Origin of the sequence: Clostridium thermarum (assembly GCF_006351925.1) — a bacterium.
Taxonomy (GTDB): Bacteria; Bacillota; Clostridia; order Clostridiales; family Clostridiaceae; genus Clostridium_AU; species Clostridium_AU thermarum.
The window spans coordinates 1,909,253-1,928,580 of the sequence record NZ_CP040924.1; the positions used below are offsets into that span (position 1 = coordinate 1,909,253).

Sequence of the window (19,328 nt, forward strand, 5' to 3'; positions counted from 1 at the left end):
TTCTTGTATCATTAGAAATTTTTTGTCCGTTCAACAAAAAAGACCTGTTTTAGGTCTTCAATGTACTATCTATCATCTTTGCTTTTATATGTATAGACATTATATTCTTCCCAGATGCCTTCAAGATTTGTAAAAATAGTAGAAATTTTTTCTTTTTCTCTTAAGCCCACTGCAATAATTAATGCATTGATTACACTAAGTGGAGCAACCAAGGAGTCCACAAAGGACGCCATATTACTTTGGGCAATAAGCGTAAAGTCAGCTTGAGCTGCCAGTGGAGATAGTAAACTGTCAGTAATTGCTACAACTTTTGCAGACCTGCTTTGAGCAAAGGTTAGAGCTTCGATAGTTCTGTTGGCGTATCTTGGGAAACCGATTCCTATAACTAAATCTTCTTCTGATACGTTTAGCATCTGCTCAAATATATCACTAATACCATACCCAACTACTTTCACATTATCCAGTATTATATTTAAGTAGAAACCTAAAAATTCAGCTAAAGCTGTGGAGCTTCTTAAGCCAATTATGTAAATTGTTTTTGCCTCGAAGATACTCTTTACTACATCTTCAAAGGTTTTATGATTAATTTTTTCCAGAGTGGCCCGAATGTTCTCCATATCGGATTTAAGCACACCTTTAAGAGCGTTCTCTTCACTGATGAAGTCGTTTGACAATTCGATTCTCTGTACAGTGGTAAGCTTGTTCTTTATTAATTCCTGAAGAGCTTTTTGCAAGGTTGGATAACCGCTGTATCCAAGTTCGTTGGCAAATCTTACTACAGTGGATTCACTTACACCTACACTAGTTCCTAGCTTTGCTGCAGTCATAAATGCGGCTTTGTCGTAATGTTTTAAGATATATTCTGCTATGAGCTTTTGACCTTTACTCAATCTAGGAAATTTAACCTGAATTATTCTCATTAAATCTTGTTTTTCATTATCAATCAACTGATATCCACTCCTAAGTTCAACATTTGCAAGGCTAGATTCATTTTACCATCAATTGAAAGATTATTCAATATAGCCGTCAAAATCCTTCATTTCTTTTCTATAACTAACAGTTCTGGTGGGTTGTTATGTCTATTAAGAAAGGTGTGATGAAGGACGCCGTAGGTATTTTTGGGCAAGTTTTTTACAAAGTGAAGCAAATGATTCTTTTCTAACTTGCCGGTGTCATGACCGGTATAAATTGCAATGGTTATAAGTCCATTTGGTTTTAAGAGCGTAAGTGAATCTTCAATGCTTAGTAAAGTACTTTTGTAGTTTGTAGTTATATTTTTATCCCCTCCGGGAAGAAAGCCTAAATTATACATGGCACAATCAATTTCTTCTCTTACATACTGGTGTATTTTCTCATGAGAATCATTTATCAGAACAACATTTTCTCTATTATAATCTTTATATTTTAAAATGCATTGTTTTTGTATATCAAAAGAATATACCCTCTTAAAAAGTGAGGACAAAAAGTCTGTGTCATGTCCATTTCCCAGAGTAGCATCTATAGCTATATCGTAGCTCCTACAATAATTCTGTATAATGTTTTGAGCTATATTACTAACATCATTTACATATCTAAACATAATATCCCCCGAACTATAAATTTTTTAAGTAGTTGATTTCTTCAGCAGTGAGCTCACGCCATTTGCCTAAGGGAAGATTACCTAATGATATGTTGCCTACTTTCACCCTTTTCAGTTCAAGTACAGGATTACCAATTTTCTCACACATTCTTCTTATTTGGCGGTTTTTTCCCTCATGGATTACTATTTTTACAGTAGTGCTGTTTTTGCTGACACTTAAGATTTCAAGAGAAGCAGGAGCGGTTATATAGTCTCCAATATCTATACCGGTCTTAAAGCGCTGAATTTTATCTTCAGTTATTAAACCACGGACCAAGGCTACATAAACCTTATTGATTGCCTTGCGTGGATGTATGACTCTGTTATATACATCTCCATCATTTGTCAGCAATAGTAGTCCTGAGGTATTATAATCTAGTCGTCCTATAGGATAAATTCTCTCCTCTACCTTAATTAAATCCAATACAGTAGGTCTGTTTTTTTCATCCTTTACCGTTGTTACATATCCAACGGGTTTATTCAAGGCTATGTATCTCATTCGCTCTTCCGGTTGAATTAGGACACCGTCCACATAAATTTTATCACCAGTTGGATCAATGCGTGTTCCTAATTCAGTGATCACAACACCATTTACGGTTACTTTGCCCGCAAGGATAAGTTCTTCACATTTTCTGCGGGATGCAATTCCGCAGTGAGCCATATATTTTTGTAATCTCTCTTCCATTAAAATCACCAAATTTTTATATATTTTGTTTATACTTCTGTTCATTACATAAGGGTCTGTATATTTATTAATTATTGTTTTGTAAAAACAAAGAAAGCAGAAATGGCATTCTCTTCTAGGTTTACTAGTACATAGGTGAAGTATTTTTCCTTTCTTTTATAAAAAAGTAAGCCAGGATTAATATAAATTGTATCTCAAAAGCTTCATAACAAATTAAATCTCCACTATGGATTATCATATCAACCTTGGGCAGTTTTTTCAAGAATTCCATCAGAATATTAATATTGTTTAGTTTTACGTGAGTATCTGACAATACCGCTATTTTCATGCTATTACCTCAACGAGCTTTCCAATTACTTGTAGTATGATATATTAGTTTTCTTTATTGACACTAATAATATAACATAAAAAAACAATAAAATATAAAAATATATATGGAGGTGTTAGTGATGAAGAAAATTTTCACTTTATCAGTTTTATTTCTATCAATTTTCACTGTAGAAGTATTTGCACAACCGGTAGTTTATACTGTTAAGGCCGGTGATTCCATGTGGAAAATAGCAACTAAATATGAAGTTGGAGTAAGTGAGATTATAGCAGCTAATCCAACCATTAAGAATCCCTCAATGATTTATCCAGGACAAAAGCTAACAGTACCAACTATTGATGATATCAAAGCTAAGGAAGCTGAAGTCGTTAGATTAGTCAATGTTGAAAGAAATAAAAAAGGTTTAGCACCATTAAAAGCCAATTGGCAGTTAGCTAGAGTTGCGCGATATAAGTCACAGGACATGATAAATAAAAATTATTTTTCCCATACTTCACCTACCTATGGATCTCCTTTTAATATGATGGAAACATTTGGTATACGCTTCTCTGCAGCCGGTGAAAACATAGCAATGGGACAAAAAACTCCGGCAGAAGTTGTAACTGCTTGGATGAACTCTCCAGGACATAGAGCCAATATATTAAGTCCAACTTACAATCAGATTGGCGTAGGCCTTGCCACCAGCAGTTCAGGGAAAACCTACTGGACACAAATGTTTATAAAAACAATGTAACAATAAAAAAATAACAGGGAGGAGTTTGTCCCCTGTTATTTTTGCTTTATATGGAGCATGGCCTCAAGTGCCAAAACATAGCCCTTTAGTCCAAAGCCACTGATTATGCCGACCGCTGCAGGTGCAGTGACAGATTTACTTCTAAATTCATCCCTTGCATGAATGTTACTTATATGTACCTCAATAGTAGGGATCATTACTGCTTTTAGTGCATCATATATTGCATAACTGTAGTGTGTGTAGGCACCGGGGTTAATTATTATTCCGTCATAGCTGTCATAAGCACCATGAATGAAATTGATAAGCTCGCCTTCTATATTACTTTGAACTATGGTTACAGAAATATTTCTTTTGCTGGCTTCCTCAGCAACTAAATTACATAAGTCCTCATAGCTCTCAGAGCCATAGATGCTTTTTTCTCTGATACCCAATAGGTTTATATTTGGACCATTTATAACTAATACTTTCATAACAGTCCCCTTTCCTTGCAAATTAAATAAAGTTTATTTAAAGTAGCCTTAAGCTTGCAATCATTTGAAACCTCTATATCACTATACTTTTTATATAAGTCAATTCTCTCTGCATACAGTTTTAAAAGATTCTCTTTCTTCGTTGAAAGCAGAGGACGTGAAGCTATATCGATATCTTTAAGAATCTTCTCCGGTGACCTGTTTATAAAAATTATAAATCCATGTTTTCTTAAGGACTCTATGTTTTTTTCTCTTTTGACTATGCCGCCTCCAGTTGAAATAACCGTAGAGGTTTTGTGCTCCAGCTCTTCAATAACGTTTGATTCTATATCTCTGAAATAATCTTCTCCTGACTGAAAAATCTCGTGGATAGACTTTCTGGTTCGTTCTTCTATTAATATATCAACATCGATAAAATTCCAATTAATCCTGGCAGAGAGTTTCCTTCCTATTGTACTTTTTCCACAACCAGGCATACCGATTAAAACTATATTACTCTTTTTCAACTCCATTATATACCTCTTTTAGATAATTCATTATAAAGCTTTTCTAATAAATCATCTGAAACCAAAATATTGTTCCAGATAGCCTGAGCATGCACCGCTTGCCCTATGAGCATCAGCAATCCATTACAATGCTTTATACCACACTGCTCAGCAAAAGACAGTAACTTTGTTTTCATAGGATTGTATATCAAATCAAAAATAAAAGAAAAACCTTTCACAAAATCACAGGATACCGGACTTTGGTCAATATTGGGACTCATACCCGCCGGAGTACAATTTATCAATAGATCTTTTTTCTCAACAGCAGATAATTGATTATAGGTTAAGAGATTAAGGTTCTTATACATAGAATTTACAACTTTACTCTTATCCCTTACTACAATTGTTATATCAGTGCAACCACTGTCTTTCAAGTATTGAAAAACTGCAGCAGAAGCACCTCCACTGCCAAGAATAATTGCTGAGGCATCTTTTAAGTTTATATTGTGTCTTTTGAAAGTCATATCGATGCCGTAATAGTCTGTATTATAGCCATAGAAGACATTATCCACAATGTTTACTGTATTAACTGCACCTATAGCTTTGGCTTCTTCTGCTATAAAGTCTAAATACTGCGTTATTTCTATCTTGTAAGGAATAGTAATATTAAAACCTTTAAGCTTTGTGTTTTTTACGAATTCTCCTATTTGGTGGCGGTTCAACTCATATAACTGGTAGTCACCATCAAGGTTGCAATATTCAAAGATAAGCTGATGTATCAAAGGTGAAATGCTGTGGCCTAATTTTTCGCCTATTAGTCCATAGGATTGTTTCATATCTATACCTCACTATAAATTTAAAAACTTGCCTGTAGTTTTTTACTTTCATCCATAATAGTCTGTAATATATTCCTTATATATATTTCATAATACTTGTTTTCTACAAGACTTAAGTTATTTTGAAGCACTTGCTGTTCTCTATCTTCATTTAAGATAGGTAGATCTCTTTCTTTCTTATATTGGCCGACCTTTAAACAGATCTCCAATCTTTTTTCCATTAGCTTAACAACTTCTTTATCAATAGCGTCTATTTCATCCCTATATGCTTTTAATTCATCCAATTGTTTCACCTCGTTAAAGTATAATTAGAACTCTTTTACTTGTCCTCCTAAGTCAGTAAAATCAGAATAAAAATGGGGGTAAGATTTTTCAACAGCCTTATAATCCTCAATAATCACAGGTTCCTCGGCCCTCATTGATGCAATAGTCATTGCCATGACTATTCTATGATCATTCCAGGAACTAACTATTCCTCCCTTTAATGATTTTACACCGTTGATAATCAATGAGTCTTCCTTTTCTGTAATATCAGCACCTAGCTTATTAAGTTCTGTACTGATGGCTTGCAGTCTGTCACATTCCTTTATTCTTAGCCTTGCGGCATTATATATGATTGTCTGCCCTTCACTTAGTGCTGCCAGTACTGTAAGTATGGGAACTAAGTCAGGCACCTGGGATGCGTCAATATCAGTACCTTTTAAGGCGGATTTCTCAGCTAATACACCCTTTTCTGTTACGGTTATTTTACCGCCCATTAATTTTCCAATATCAACAATTGCCTTATCCCCTTGCAGAGAAGCCATTTTCAGATTTGTGCAGAGCACACTTCCGTTCAGCAATCCTCCTGCAATAAAGAAGGCAGCTTGAGAAAAGTCCCCCTCTACAGAATAATTCTTTGCACAATAGCGTTGTTTTCCTCTTACAATAAATGATTTGTAGTCCTTGTTGACAATTGAAACACCAAAATCTTTCAGAACATCTATGGTTAAATCAACATATGGTCGAGATTCCAAATTGCCATCAATAACAATAGTTGAATCTTCATCCAGGAGAGGAAGGGCAAACATGAGTCCACTAATAAATTGCGAACTGACATTGCCTTTAATGTTAAACACACCAGGCTTGATCTTACCGCAAAGCTCTAGAGGGAGCAGGCCGTTGTTATTTTTATAGTAGAGCTGTTGATTATCAAAGATTTTGTAGTAAGGAGTAAGAGGCCTTTCTACTAACTTACCTCTCCCATTAAAGGTCACTTTTTCATCCTGCAGTAACGCAATGGGTATCAAGAATCTTAAAGTTGAGCCGCTTTCGTCACAGAAGAGCTCTTTCCCGGAGCAGTTTAACTTAGGAGTTCCGGTGACCTCAATACTATTTTTACTTGTGAAAAACTTTGCTCCTAAGGATTCCAACACTTCAGTAGTAGCTTTAATATCTCTGGATAAGTTGATATTTTCAACAGTACTATTCCCTTGAGACAACGCTGCACAGATTAGTGCTCTATGACCTATGCTCTTTGATGAAGGAACTTTTACGGTGCCCTGGAGGTAACTGCCGGGTCTTATTTCAATACTACTCATTGCACTCAGCTCCTTTTTTTAAGAAGATAGAAACATCCTGCAATTTAACCTTATTTATATATGCATTGCCGATGTCCTTAATGAGAATGAAGTTTAGACCATCATCAAAGACCTTTTTATCATTTTTTATTATTTCCAATAGCTCATCTACATTAACAGGAGCTTTATAGGGAAGATGATACTGCTGTAGAATAGCTTTTATTTTTTCATTGCAGCCTGGGGCAGTCAAGCCTAATTGTTCCCCAATACCGCTGATACAGTACATACCGATTGCTACTGCCTCGCCATGGGTATAGGTTTTATATTCATAATAAGCTTCAATCCCATGACCTATGGTGTGGCCAAAGTTTAACAGCATTCTTTCACCGATGTCTTTTTCATCTTTTTCTACTATTTCTTTTTTTATAAGACAGCAGGTTGAAATGATATATTCTATATTAGCCATAATTTCTTCTTTTGTTTTATAGCTCATAAGGTTGTTAAAGAGCTGTGAATCCTTTATGAGTCCGTATTTAATTACCTCTGCCATTCCGTCAAAGAAAAATCTATCTTCCAGGCTTCTTAATACTTCCGGGTCTATCAAAACTGCATGGGGATGATAAAAGCTCCCTATAAGATTTTTTCCCCTCTCAAGGTTTACAGCTACCTTTCCGCCTATGCTGCTGTCAACTTGGGCTATGACGGAGGTGGGAATTTGTATATATTTTATCCCCCTTAGGAAGGTAGCTGCGGCGAAGCCTGTAATATCTCCTATTACACCACCGCCTAAGGCAACAAGTAAAGTATCTCTATTGGCAGAATAGTCCAAAAGTTTGTTGTAGATATACTCCAGTGATTGCAAGCTTTTACTTTCCTCACCGGGCTTTAATACAATAAACTGCACGTCAAAACCTCCATCTATGAGATTTGCCTTAACAACACTACCATAGTTTTTATCTACATTAGAATCGGTGATAATAATAACTTTTTTAGTTTTAAATAAATGAGATATGATCTCAGAAATCTTATTTAGCAGATGAGCTTCAATAAAAATATTATATTGATGCTGCGGTAAATTCAGGTCAATTTGAAACATTACCCTATCCCCTTTCTCCTGCGCCTGGCTTGTTCAAAATAATTCATTAGCTTAGCATCGTCGTCATTAGCAATGGAATTTCTCATTTGACTTAAAGATTCTATGAAAGAATCCAGCGCAATTGTGACATTTTTCTTATTGAGCTTTAATAGTTCCAGCCAAAGGTTACTATTAATGTCTGCTACCCTTGTAGCATCCCTATAACTTCCTCCCACTAAACCAGCCAGATCCTTTTCAGTACTAAAACAATTTATCAGTGAAACTGCGGCCAAATGGGGAAGATGACTTGTATATGCTATTAACCTGTCATGTTCTTCTGGTGAAAGTAATATAGGTTTTTTGCAGCCTAAGGCTAATATCATAGCCTCCAGATGCTTCAGAGCATCTCTATTAGTATTTTCCGTAGGTGTAAGAATATAATTAGCATTATAAAAAATTGCCTTATCTGCACTGCTAAACCCTGAGCTTTCTTTTCCGGCCATTGGGTGCCCGCCGATAAATTCTAAATCCTTACGAAGAAAATTACTGAGTTTTTGAATTATACCGCTCTTTAACCCACAGGTATCAGTTATCAAAGAGCCTCTTTTAAAACTCTGCATATTATTCAAAATAAACTTAACAGTATCTTCAGGGTAAAGAGCTATAATTATAAGATCGCTTTCTTCTAAAGGTGAGTTGATATCCCCTTTAAATTTATCAATTATACCACTATTTTCTGCGGCTCTGATTGTTTGCTCATCTTTATCTATAGCCCATAATCTATTAGGTTTTAAATCTCTCAAGGCCATAGCCAGAGAGCCGCCTATTAATCCAAGACCTACAACTGTTATTTTAAAGTCACTGATATCCATAATATTACTCCTGAAATTCTTTATTCAAGAATCCAGACATCTGTTTTATGGATTCCATTAAGTGATTGAATTTATCGGGCTTTATAGATTGTTCTCCGTCACTTAAGGCATTTATGGGGTCATGATGAACTTCTACAGCTATACCATCAGCGCCTACCGCAAGAGCTGCCTTAGATAGGGGTTCAACCATCCACCATTTACCGCTGGCATGACTTGGATCAACTATTACCGGCAAATGGCTTAACTTTTTAATTACCAGTACTGCGCTTAAGTCCAGCGTATTTCTGGTGTAGGTTTCGAAGGTTCTGATCCCCCTTTCACAGAGAATTACATTTTCATTTCCTTCTGACATTATATATTCAGCTGACATTAATAGTTCTTCAATGGTAGCACTTAAACCTCTCTTAAGAAGAATAGGCTTATCGGTTTTTCCTACTTCTCTTAATAGATCAAAGTTCTGCATGTTTCTAGCTCCTATTTGAATTATATCCACATAGGGCAGAGCTGACTCTATTTGATGGGCAGCCATTATTTCTGTTACTACCGGCAGACCTGTTAAATCACTGGCCTTCTTTAACAGTTTTAACCCTTCTTCTTTTAAGCCTTGAAAGCTGTATGGGGATGTTCTAGGCTTATAGGCCCCCCCTCTTAGAAAAGTTGCTCCTGATTTTTTTACAGCTTTTGCTATGGTCAAAAGCTGTTCTTCACTTTCTACTGAGCAAGGACCTGCAATAACTGTTAGTTTATTTCCCCCTATAAGCTTACCTTTTACATTAACAACCGTATCCGTTGGTTTAAAGAATCTGCTGGCTCTTTTGTATGGGCTTTGAATCCTCATGGCTCTCTCTACACAATCTTCAACCTCAAAAACTCCTGTATCTATTCTGCTTGTATCCCCAACCACTCCGAGAATACAACAACTTTCTCCTTGACTCATATGAACTTTGCAACCCAAATTTTCAATTCTCCTTTTGATTCTCTCAATGTCCTCAGCATTCGCATCTTTTTTCATAATTATAACCATATAACTCACTCCTTTTTTGTAATAAAAAAAGACCCAAATGAGTCCTTTTCTTTTTTGGTATTATGAAGTTGACCCATTTTACATGAAAATATTAAATTAATGTACAGCAAAAATAACCAAAGTAATATAAGCTTTGGCTAAAATAATATCTATAATGCTTTTTTTGCTGTACATTAAGAAATTCCATGATAAATCCACTCCAACTATCCTATAAAGTTTCTAAGTTTTGTATAATTATACCACTCTGCTTTTACTTATGCAATAAATTTTTTCTAATTTGTGTACAAAATTACAATTTGTTTATCATACTGGCTAAATAACCTGCACCAAAGCCGTTATCTATGTTTACTACGCTTACTCCACTGGCACAACTGTTAAGCATGCAAAGCAGGGCAGAAAGGCCGCCAAAGTTTGCACCATAGCCTACACTGGTAGGAACAGCAATGATTGGCTTATCTACCAAACCGCCAACCACACTGGCTAAGGCACCCTCCATGCCTGCTACTACAATCACAACCTTTGCACCTTGTATTATCTCCAGCTTATTAAAGAGCCTATGTATTCCTGCAACACCCACATCTATTACTTTCTCTACCCTATTTCCAAATATCTCAGCTGTTACTGCAGCTTCTTCTACTACCGGTAAATCAGAAGTTCCCGCAGATACAATAGCTATATAGCTATTGGTAAGTTCCGCATCCTTCACTTTAACTGTAATTGTCCTAGCCAACTCATTATATTCAGCCTGCGGACAAACTTCCTTAACAGCATCATATGCTGCTCTATCCGCTCTTGTGCCTAATATATTGCAATTCTTAGACAACATATATTCTACTATACCTTTAATCTGATTTGGGGTTTTTCCTGCGCAGTATATCACTTCCGGATAACCCACTCTTCTCTCTCTGTGATTGTCAATTTTTGCATAGCCTAGTTCCTTGTAAGTTAAATCCTTGAGTTGAGTATAGGCATCTTCCACAGAGAGTTCACCGGATTTTACAGTGTTTAGTAAGTTAAGTATATCTTGGTCCTTCATAAAAATCATTCCTTCTATTATATTTCTCCAAGGATTACTCTCAATACGTTGGGAATTTCCACATCTCTTCCTCCAATACCATAGCCTGTTGCTAAAACCTTCATGTTATTGGGATAAATAAACTCATCGCTGATTTCAGCTATTATTGCAGCACCAGTAGGTGTAGTGGCTTCATGCATGACCTTACCAAAGCTTACCGGTATATTTTTTATCACTTCTAAGGTAGCTGGTGCAGGTACAGGAAAAGTGCCATGAGCACATCGCACAAATCCTCCGCCTAATTGAACGGGAGATGAGAATATTTTGTCAGCTTTTAGGTATTCTAAACATACGGCCCCACCTACTATATCAATAATGGAATCTACTGCGCCGACCTCATGAAAATGAACTTCATCTATTGAGGTATTATGTATTTTAGCCTCGGCATCTGCCACCCTTTTAAAGATACTCAAGCTAATTTTCTTTACCTGATCCGAGAGACCAGATTCCAAAATCAATTTTTCTATATGAGACAAGTGCCTATGATGATGGTCATGATCATGGTGATGATGATTAAGCTTAACGGTAAATTTAGTACCGTGAATACCCATTTTACTTGAAGGGATGATGTCTAAAGTATATTCATCTTCTATATTGAGCTTAGCCAATTCCTCCAACAAATGTTCTTTTGGCACTCCTAGATCTATCAGAGCCCCAATATTCATATCACCGCTGATGCCGGCGAAACAGTCATAGTATAATACTTTCATTATAATAGCTCCTCTCTAGTATATATACAGTTGTATTATATCATAATATTGTGTATATTGGGTAAAAAGAAGTGTTTTATAAGGAGAGATAGTATGATAATTGCAACAGGTAGAATCGAGTTAATGGCAGAATGGTGCCACTCTTTAAAGGAAAAAAGAATGGTGGTTAACAGTATTATTGACAAAGTTAGCAGTAAGTTTAATGTTTCCGTTAGTGAAATAGAGAATTTGGATATGCATAACTCCATAGTCTTAGGCATAGCCTGTGTCAGCAATAGCACTTCTCATGGAAACAGCGTAATACAAACTGTAATAAATTTTATTGAAGACAATACAGAGGCTTATATTGTAGATATAGCTACAGAAATTATATAGAGGAGCCAAAACTCCTCTATAAAAAACTCATTTGTTGAAGACCTTCACAATTTTTGCTTGAAAAGTTCTGACCATAGTTGGCCTCTAACATCTTTTGTTTATCTATATTTGTTATTGAAGGATCTAACCAGTATTTTATTAACTCCTTTGAAATTATGAGAGGCATTCTCGGATGAATGTCTTCAATGGACTCGTCTGCTGGAACTGTTAATATAACAACTGCCTCATAATAGTTATCTTCTCCATCTTTAAAATTACCATAAATACCTGCTAGGGCCATAGATTCATTGTGGATTTGAGAAATTTCCATTTTTTCCTTTGATTTTCCTTTCACCTTCCACTCATAGTAGGAACTTGCCGGTATTATACATCTTGAAGACTGCAATAATCCCTTGAACAAGGGTTTTTCTTCAACTGTTTCAAACCTTGCATTTATAATATTTTTACTGCCGTATTTGATTCCCCAATAAATATCTTTTATAACCAATTTGCCATCTTGATTTAATATTACTGGTATCTTTGTTCCTGGAAACTTTTCGCCTTTTTCTATGTCATTGCATAAATTTTTGCTGACCTTATAGCTTTTCATAACTTCATCAACATCAAAGGAAAATAAAAATCTTCCGCACATATTTATCACCTCTTTACAATGGCTTTTATTAACTATAATTATACATTCTTAGTTTTTTCATTAAAACCATTTTTTAAGTCTTTAAGATTTATTTTCAATGCATTGATAGCTTGGATTTATCACAAAATAATAGTGATAATTTAAGGAGGTGTAAATATGAATAAGTGTCATAAGAAAGAACAGGAAAATAGAGTAGAACAGCTAATAGATTTAGTTGAAAAACATACTAGGACAGAAAGACATTTAGAGCAGCACAGTGATATATCAGACCCTGAAAACTTAGAGCATGCAGAAAAGATTCAAAGAGAAAGAGAAGATGAAATTAATAACCTCAAGAATATCATAGCTTATGGTGAACATGAGAAGAACAGTGAAGTAGATAACTTAAAGAGAAATATTAAATACACCGAAGGATACCTAGATCATAATGCTGATCATATGGACGAAGAGACATTGCAAAATACTATAGAAAAGCAGGAACACAGAAAAGAACAGCTGGATAACTTAACATAAATAAAAATAAAAGCTCGGGAAACCGAGCTTTTATTTTTGATTTTTTACCATATCATGTAATGCCTTTGATATGTAGTCAATATCTTCCTTTGTATTGAAGTAACCAAAACTAAAGCGTACTGTGCCCTGTGGAAAAGTTCCCAAAGTCTTATGGGCCAAAGGAGAACAGTGAATACCTGACCTAGTCATAATACCATAATCCCTATCTAATATAAAAGCAGCTTCAGCACTGTCTAACTTGTCAAAACTAATTGAGAAGACTGAAGTCCTGCCCTCCATTTCTTTTATGCCATGAAGTTGTATTCCACCTATGTTTAAAATATTATTTAGGAACAATTTACCTAAAAAATGTTCATGCTCATAAATAGTAGATAGACCAACCTTCTTTATGTACTTTATACCTGCATTTAATCCAAAAATACCGGGTAAATTTAAAGTTCCACTCTCGAATTTATCAGGCATGATTTCCGGTTGAATTTCTTGTTCAGAAAAACTTCCGGTACCACCTTCTTTGAAAGGCTTAATAGACTTTGCAAAGCTTTCGTTAAGAAGAATGCCACCAATGCCTTGAGGCCCCATTAGCCCCTTATGTCCGGTAAAGGGCAAGGCGCTTAAATTTAGGAATTGGAAATCAATTGGCAGCAGTCCGGCACTTTGTGCACTATCTATGACAAAGTGGATATTATGTCTTTTACAGATTTTACTTATTTCAAAGATATCCTGTTTTGTTCCGCACACATTTGATACATGATTTATCAAAATAAGCCTTGTATTTTTGGTAATTGCTTTTTCTACCGCCTTTGGTGCAAGTTTACCCTCCTCATCACAAGGAACAATAGTGAAATTTACACCAAGCTTTGACATTGAATGTAGAGGTCTCACCACAGCATTGTGTTCCATAGATGAAACTATTACGTGGTCTCTATTTTGCAGAAAACCTTTAATTATGATATTTAAACTTTCAGTAATATTTGAGGTAAAAACTACATTGAGAGGTTCCCTGAAATTAAAAAATTCACAGAGGAGCTCTCTGGTTTCAAATACAACCCTGGCAGTAGAATAGGATTGCTCATAAGTTCCTCTTGAAACATTAGTGCCGATTTTGGTTATGTAATTTAATAGGCTCAAGCCAACTTCTTCCGGCTTTGGATATGTGGTTGCAGCATTATCAGCATAAACTTTTGTCATCATATCACCTCAAAATAAATTTAAAAGGTGCTTTGCGCACCTATATATTATCGTAAAAATCGTCTCCCTCTTCACTGGTACAGCCATAATCTATAAGCACCGGGAGGTTATTTATCAATCCCCAAGAGCTGGCAGCTTCTATATCTTCGGGTAGCATATAAAAGCGCCTTGTAAAGGACAGCAAATCATTATAAGCCTCCGGTTCCGGACGGATGGATCTTAAATCTACCCTTTTGTATCTGGTAATTTTACTCAAAGGTAGAGCTCTAGGCATGATTATCATATCAGGCCTATGCCAAAGGATTGGACATAAGTATTTCCTGTATCTAGAGCCAGCATGCTTATAAACATATAATTCAACTTTGTTTTGATAAAGACCTTCTAGTCCCTTTGCTATCTTTACAACCCAATAATCATTTATGCCATAAGCTATTCTGCTTATGCCTTCACCCAGATACTCAAAGTTACTGTGTATTTCTGCTAAACTCATACGGTGAATCTTCCTAAAGTACCCCTCACTTTTACTCATATTACTGCCCACCTACTCATCAATTGTTTTATTCTACTATAGCTTATTAACGGGCAGTAATAATTGACACTGGTAACATAGCTATTATAACATAAATATAACTGAATTATTATTTACTTTGTAATAATTTATTTCGTGGCTCTTGTTTCACTTATAGCTTCTTGAAATCAAGATAATATTGTGATAATTTTACTGTATATAAGTTATGGAGTGATTATTTTGAAGAAGAAGATATTATTAGTTGAAGACGAAAAGCGCATGAGGATATTGCTTTGTGACTATCTAAAAAGGGAAGATTTCGAATATTACGAGGCATCTAACGGCTTAGAAGCCATGGAGATGCTAAAAAAGAATCCTGTGGACCTGGTTGTTTTAGATATAATGATGCCGTTTATGGATGGTTGGGAGGTTTGTAAGCATATACGTAAAACCTCAAATATTCCTATCATTATTCTAACCGCCAAGGCTGAAGAAGAAGATAAACTTCTAGGCTATGAGTTGGGCGCCGATGACTATGTGACTAAACCATTTAGTCCAAAAGTCTTAATAGCAAAGATAAAAGTACTGTTGAAGCGAACCGAGGCCACTTCAGAAGCCAACAACACTCTTATATCAATGGATGGCTTGACCATCAATGAGTTATCTCATGAAGTAAGAATTAATGATGAAGAGGTTGTTTTGTCACCAAAGGAGTACGAGCTGCTCCTATACCTTGTAAAGAACGCAGGTATAGCTTTGACTCGCAACCAGATACTAGATAGTGTCTGGGGTGTTGATTACTATGGCGATGCAAGAACTGTAGACACTAATATAAAAAGACTTAGGGAAAAACTCAAAGAAAAGGCCTATCTCATAACTACTATTCGAGGCAGCGGTTACAGATTTGAGGTGAAACGTTGAAAAAGAAGATTTGGAAAAAACTTTTTGCCATAACCTCAGCATCACTCATACTATTTATTACAGTAACTATTTATCTGCAAAGTATATTTTTTGAGGATTTCTATGTTAATAGAAAAATAAAACGCTTTGAGCAAAATGTAGAACAGTTCAACGGTTTGTACACGCAAAACTACATAAACAGCGGAAACTTGTACAGGATGATGAGACAGTTTGAAGAAAGCAACAATGCAAAAATTATCATTATTGGTAGTACAGGCGAAATAAAATATATTGGTGACAGTAAAATTGATATGGATTCCAGTAAAGTTAATACTATCAATAAAATATTTAAGGAGTGGATATCTAACCCATCCACCTTTAATAAAATATTGAAATTAAAAACTACTCAGACTTCTATCTACCATAACACAGATTTTGATATACAGAATATCGTATGCTTATCACCCCTATCAACTTCTGGTGACTCTGATGTAATACTGGCGGTTTCATCTCTGCAGCCCGTTGAAGAAGCAGCAGATATTATAAAGGAATTTTATATATACGTTTTTTTCGGTGCTGTACTTGTAATTGTTATACTATCCCTAATCTACGCCAATATGATTTCGAAACCTTTAAGAGAACTAAACAATACAGCGGTGAAAATTGCAGAAATGGACTTCTCTGCAAAATGTGAAGTCAACAGTGAAGATGAAATAGGAAGCTTAGCAAGTACACTGAATTTTTTAAGTCAAAGGTTGGATAAGGCATTAAGCGAGCTTAGAGAAAAAAATATAGCCCTTCAGAAAGATATTGAAAAAGAAAGAAAGCTGGATAGGATGAGAAAGGACTTTATAGCCGGGGTTTCTCATGAACTTAGAACTCCCATATCCATTATCTCCGGATATGCTGAAGGCTTAAAGGACAATATTGCTGATGATGAATCTAGAGAATTTTATCTGGATGTAATTATGGATGAAGCGGCAAAAATGAATGCACTTGTTTCAGATATGCTGGATTTATCACAACTTGAAAGTGGCACATTTAAGCTTACTCCAAGAGAGTTGTGCATTGATGAACTCATAAGAAAGTGCATCAGTAAGCATATGCAATTTATGCAGCAAAAGAATATAAATTTAATTACTAATATATCTGAGAACGCATACGTATTTGGGGATTATATCAGAATTGAACAGGTCCTCACAAACTTTATCACTAATGCGGTGCGGCATACAAATGAAGGCTGCTATATCGAAATAAGACTTTTTGCTGATGGTGATTATTATATAGTTGAAGTGGAAAATCAGGGAGAGAAAATTCCTGAACATGAGTTAGAGAGCATCTGGGATAAGTTTTACAAAGTTGATAAATCAAGAAACAGAAGTGTTGGAGGAATTGGCCTAGGCTTATCCATTGTGAAAAACATATTGCTGCTTCACAACAGTACCTTTGGAGTGAGAAATACTGAGAAAGGCGTATGTTTTTATTTCTCATTAAGAAAGATAAACCCCACCAAAGAAGAATAACTCAATGAGTGAATAAAATAAATTAAAAATTAAGAATGATGGAAGAAATTCAGCTCCTCTGAATTTCTTTCTTTCATTCTTAATTAATAAATCTTAATTCTAAATTAAATAAATCCGCCGTCCGCAACAATGGTTTGACCAGTTATATACTTGCTTTCATCACTGCATAAAAAAGCTGTTAAATTGCCGATATCTGAGGGTTCTCCAAAGCGGCCCAGGGAAATGTTGGAAAGTAGTTCCTCTTCCTCCTCATTGTTTAGCCATTGATTCATACGTGTTTTTATAACCCCAGGAGCAATGGCGTTTACCCTTATATTTGAGGGGCCCATTTCTTTTGCAAGAGCCTTTGTGAAGGAAATTATGGCTCCCTTTGTAGCAGAATATATGCTCTCACAGGAAGCACCATTTACGCCCCAGATGGAGGAAATATTCACGATGGATCCGCCGCCGCTTTTTAGCATATATTCCAGAACAGGCTTAGTCATGTTAAATATACCTTTAATGTTAATATCAATGAGATCATTCCAAGAATCTTCCTTTGCATCTATAAACAAGCCTATCTTAGACTGTCCCGCGTTATTTACCAGGATGTCAATTTTTCCAAAAGCTGCATAGACTTCATCTACAGCCTTTTGGCAAGCACCAAAATTTCTTATATCAAAACGCTTCGAAGTACAATAGCCCCCACTTTCTCGAATAAGTTTTACTGTCTCTTCAGCTCCTGCTTGATCCCTTGAGTAGGTTATTATTGTACTGGCACCACAATTAGATAGGCTTAAGGCAATGGCTCTGCCTATGCCTCTGGAACCTCCAGTAATTATTGCTGTTTTTCCACTTAGATTCATACTTTTCTCCCCTGCTTTTATTATCATAAAGCATATTATACTATTAAATGAAAGTTTTAGGAAGAAAAAAGCAGTCATATTTTATATAATAACTGACTGCTTTTATACCCTTCTAATATAAAGTCCCGATATCCTTTCTATAGTAAATACCTTCAAAGCTAAAACACTGAAGATTTTTATAGGACTTTTCAATTGCGCTTGTCAAGTTGTCCCCTGTGCATGTGACAGCAAAAACTCTACCACCCGAAGTATACATTTTTCCGTCCTTTTCCCGTATGCCTGCTGCAAAAAATTTACCTTCATATATTTCACCGGCAGATATAAGTAAATCCGTTTTGTAGCTACCTGGATAACCGGGTGAGGCTGCTACTACACAACAGCTATGTTGGTTCTTCCATCGGATTTTATAATCATTCAAAGTCTTATTTATGGCTGCATTAATAAGGTCCAGAAAGTCACTTTCCATTAGGGGAAGTACTGCCTGGGTTTCAGGGTCACCCATTCTTACATTGTATTCTAAGTTATAGACACCACTTTTGGTTATCATTATTCCAAAGAAAATAATGCCTGTATAGTCTAGTGCTTCCCTTTTAATACCTCTTAGAGTAGGCAGCATAATATCTTCTTCAAAGGCCCTCAACACTTCTTGACTGCAGTAGGGATTTGGGGCAATTGCACCCATTCCCCCTGTGTTTGGTCCCTGGTTTCCATCGTATATTTGCTTGTGGTCTTTAGCAGATATAAACGGAATAATAGTGTTTCCATCAGTGATACATAGGATAGAGGCTTCAACGCCTTCAAGGAATTCCTCCATAATTATTTTTTTGCCGGAACCCTTGAATATATCCTTCAACATGAAGTCTTCCAGTACCTTTTGAGCCTCATCTTTATTACAGCATATTACTACCCCTTTACCTGCAGCCAAACCATCAGCTTTTATAACTATAGGATACTCACAATGTGCTAAGTGCTCTTCAGCACTATTCAAATCATAAAACACTTCATAGGCAGCGGTCTTTACGCCGTATTTTTTCATAAAGTTTTTAGCATAGATTTTGCTGCCCTCAAGCTTAGCTGCTTCCCTGGAAGGACCAAAGATTTTCAAACCTGCTGCTTTAAATTCATCTACGATACCCTTGGTGAGAGGCTCTTCCGGTCCAACTATGGTTAAGTCAATATTCTCTTTCAGAGCAAAATGCTTTAAGTCCTCTTTGGAGGAAAGTGGTATATTGATGCATTTATTTTCAAAGTGGGTGCCGCCATTACCGGGGGCGCAATAAACTGTACTGACCTTATAACTTTCACTCACTTTCCATGCTATTGCATGCTCCCTGCCGCCGGATCCTACAACTAAAACCTTCATTTGGCCACCCCT

Annotated in this window: 23 protein-coding genes and 1 pseudogene; 5 read left to right on the top strand and 19 right to left on the bottom strand. The window is 35.9% G+C overall.

The genetic code is table 11. The features are described from left to right. Positions 1-65: 65 nt before the first annotated feature. The 4 genes from FHY60_RS08700 to FHY60_RS08715 all read right to left on the bottom strand — a co-directional run bounded on the left by FHY60_RS08700 (position 66) and on the right by FHY60_RS08715 (position 2,631). Positions 66-944 carry a MurR/RpiR family transcriptional regulator gene (locus FHY60_RS08700; RefSeq protein WP_139906344.1) on the bottom strand — a complete coding sequence of 293 codons (879 nt, stop codon included), beginning with the start codon at positions 942-944 and terminating at the stop codon, positions 66-68. A gap of 92 nt (positions 945-1,036) precedes the next feature. Beyond that, positions 1,037-1,579, bottom strand: coding sequence for a tRNA 5-(aminomethyl)-2-thiouridylate-methyltransferase MnmM (gene mnmM / locus FHY60_RS08705; RefSeq protein ID WP_139904602.1), 543 nt, complete (start codon positions 1,577-1,579; stop codon positions 1,037-1,039). A gap of 13 nt (positions 1,580-1,592) precedes the next feature. Beyond that, on the bottom strand, positions 1,593-2,303 hold the full coding sequence (locus tag FHY60_RS08710; protein ID WP_139904603.1) for a pseudouridine synthase: 711 nt from the start codon (positions 2,301-2,303) through the stop codon (positions 1,593-1,595). A gap of 124 nt (positions 2,304-2,427) precedes the next feature. Further along, positions 2,428-2,631, bottom strand: a complete 204-nt coding sequence (locus FHY60_RS08715) for a metallophosphoesterase (RefSeq protein ID WP_139904604.1) — start codon at positions 2,629-2,631, stop codon at positions 2,428-2,430. 106 nt (positions 2,632-2,737) lie between these two features. Between FHY60_RS08715 and safA the strand changes: the two genes are divergently transcribed. After that, on the top strand, positions 2,738-3,364 hold the full coding sequence (safA, locus tag FHY60_RS08720) for a SafA/ExsA family spore coat assembly protein (RefSeq protein WP_479723571.1): 627 nt from the start codon (positions 2,738-2,740) through the stop codon (positions 3,362-3,364). A 35-nt stretch (positions 3,365-3,399) separates the two neighbouring features. Here the strand turns inward: safA and aroQ are convergent, their stop codons facing one another. From aroQ to larC, 10 genes and pseudogenes are all read right to left on the bottom strand, one after another. Further along, on the bottom strand, positions 3,400-3,834 hold the full coding sequence (gene aroQ / locus FHY60_RS08725; RefSeq protein WP_139904606.1) for a type II 3-dehydroquinate dehydratase: 435 nt from the start codon (positions 3,832-3,834) through the stop codon (positions 3,400-3,402). Then, positions 3,831-4,346, bottom strand: a complete 516-nt coding sequence (locus FHY60_RS08730; protein WP_139904607.1) for a shikimate kinase — start codon at positions 4,344-4,346, stop codon at positions 3,831-3,833. Before FHY60_RS08730 ends, aroQ begins: the two co-directional genes overlap by 4 nt. Then, the gene (gene aroE, locus FHY60_RS08735) at positions 4,346-5,155 is read right to left on the bottom strand and encodes a shikimate dehydrogenase (RefSeq protein WP_139904608.1); all 810 of its coding nucleotides are present in this window, start codon (positions 5,153-5,155) and stop codon (positions 4,346-4,348) included. The genes FHY60_RS08730 and aroE overlap by 1 nt, the downstream gene beginning before the upstream one ends. Before the next feature lie 20 nt (positions 5,156-5,175). After that, a complete protein-coding gene (locus FHY60_RS08740; RefSeq protein ID WP_139904609.1) occupies positions 5,176-5,448 on the bottom strand; it encodes a chorismate mutase in 273 nt (90 codons plus the stop codon). A 15-nt stretch (positions 5,449-5,463) separates the two neighbouring features. Next, a complete protein-coding gene (gene aroA / locus FHY60_RS08745) occupies positions 5,464-6,735 on the bottom strand; it encodes a 3-phosphoshikimate 1-carboxyvinyltransferase (protein WP_139904610.1) in 1,272 nt (423 codons plus the stop codon). Further along, positions 6,728-7,810, bottom strand: coding sequence for a 3-dehydroquinate synthase (gene aroB, locus FHY60_RS08750; protein ID WP_139904611.1), 1,083 nt, complete (start codon positions 7,808-7,810; stop codon positions 6,728-6,730). Before aroB ends, aroA begins: the two co-directional genes overlap by 8 nt. After that, positions 7,810-8,661 (bottom strand): prephenate dehydrogenase, encoded by an 852-nt coding sequence (locus FHY60_RS08755; protein ID WP_139904612.1) that lies wholly within the window; start codon positions 8,659-8,661, stop codon positions 7,810-7,812. The genes aroB and FHY60_RS08755 overlap by 1 nt, the downstream gene beginning before the upstream one ends. A gap of 4 nt (positions 8,662-8,665) precedes the next feature. Next, entirely contained in the window at positions 8,666-9,685 is a 1,020-nt protein-coding gene (gene aroF / locus FHY60_RS08760; RefSeq protein ID WP_139904613.1) for a 3-deoxy-7-phosphoheptulonate synthase, read from the bottom strand. Positions 9,686-9,974: 289 nt separating this feature from the next. Beyond that, complete coding sequence (gene larB, locus FHY60_RS08765; RefSeq protein ID WP_139904614.1) at positions 9,975-10,721, bottom strand: nickel pincer cofactor biosynthesis protein LarB; 747 nt, start codon at positions 10,719-10,721, stop codon at positions 9,975-9,977. Between the two features lie 23 nt (positions 10,722-10,744). Beyond that, positions 10,745-11,470 (bottom strand): annotated as a pseudogene (gene larC, locus FHY60_RS08770) (nickel pincer cofactor biosynthesis protein LarC); the annotation flags it as partial. Positions 11,471-11,563: 93 nt separating this feature from the next. Here larC and FHY60_RS08775 point away from each other — a divergent pair. After that, positions 11,564-11,845, top strand: a complete 282-nt coding sequence (locus FHY60_RS08775) for a DUF503 domain-containing protein (protein ID WP_139904616.1) — start codon at positions 11,564-11,566, stop codon at positions 11,843-11,845. A gap of 16 nt (positions 11,846-11,861) precedes the next feature. Here the strand turns inward: FHY60_RS08775 and FHY60_RS08780 are convergent, their stop codons facing one another. Further along, positions 11,862-12,476, bottom strand: coding sequence for an SOS response-associated peptidase (locus FHY60_RS08780; protein WP_139904617.1), 615 nt, complete (start codon positions 12,474-12,476; stop codon positions 11,862-11,864). Positions 12,477-12,632: 156 nt separating this feature from the next. On the opposite strand from FHY60_RS08780, the gene FHY60_RS08785 reads away from it, so the two are divergent. Beyond that, on the top strand, positions 12,633-12,989 hold the full coding sequence (locus FHY60_RS08785) for a hypothetical protein (RefSeq protein WP_139904618.1): 357 nt from the start codon (positions 12,633-12,635) through the stop codon (positions 12,987-12,989). 30 nt (positions 12,990-13,019) lie between these two features. Here the strand turns inward: FHY60_RS08785 and FHY60_RS08790 are convergent, their stop codons facing one another. Together FHY60_RS08790 and FHY60_RS08795 are read right to left on the bottom strand one after the other, a co-directional pair. Continuing rightward, a complete protein-coding gene (locus FHY60_RS08790; RefSeq protein WP_139906346.1) occupies positions 13,020-14,177 on the bottom strand; it encodes an aminotransferase class V-fold PLP-dependent enzyme in 1,158 nt (385 codons plus the stop codon). A 40-nt stretch (positions 14,178-14,217) separates the two neighbouring features. Then, positions 14,218-14,706: a hypothetical protein gene (locus tag FHY60_RS08795; protein ID WP_139904619.1), complete on the bottom strand. Its 489-nt coding sequence runs from the start codon at positions 14,704-14,706 to the stop codon at positions 14,218-14,220. 219 nt (positions 14,707-14,925) lie between these two features. Between FHY60_RS08795 and FHY60_RS08800 the strand changes: the two genes are divergently transcribed. Both FHY60_RS08800 and FHY60_RS08805 read left to right on the top strand, forming a co-directional pair. Then, positions 14,926-15,606, top strand: coding sequence for a response regulator transcription factor (locus FHY60_RS08800; RefSeq protein WP_139904620.1), 681 nt, complete (start codon positions 14,926-14,928; stop codon positions 15,604-15,606). After that, positions 15,603-17,108, top strand: coding sequence for a sensor histidine kinase (locus FHY60_RS08805; protein ID WP_139904621.1), 1,506 nt, complete (start codon positions 15,603-15,605; stop codon positions 17,106-17,108). Before FHY60_RS08800 ends, FHY60_RS08805 begins: the two co-directional genes overlap by 4 nt. A gap of 104 nt (positions 17,109-17,212) precedes the next feature. On the opposite strand, the gene ymfI is transcribed toward FHY60_RS08805, so the two are convergent. Further along, complete coding sequence (gene ymfI, locus FHY60_RS08810; RefSeq protein ID WP_139904622.1) at positions 17,213-17,953, bottom strand: elongation factor P 5-aminopentanone reductase; 741 nt, start codon at positions 17,951-17,953, stop codon at positions 17,213-17,215. A 112-nt stretch (positions 17,954-18,065) separates the two neighbouring features. Next, the gene (purD, locus tag FHY60_RS08815; RefSeq protein WP_139904623.1) at positions 18,066-19,316 is read right to left on the bottom strand and encodes a phosphoribosylamine--glycine ligase; all 1,251 of its coding nucleotides are present in this window, start codon (positions 19,314-19,316) and stop codon (positions 18,066-18,068) included. Between the last annotated feature and the right edge of the window lie 12 nt (positions 19,317-19,328).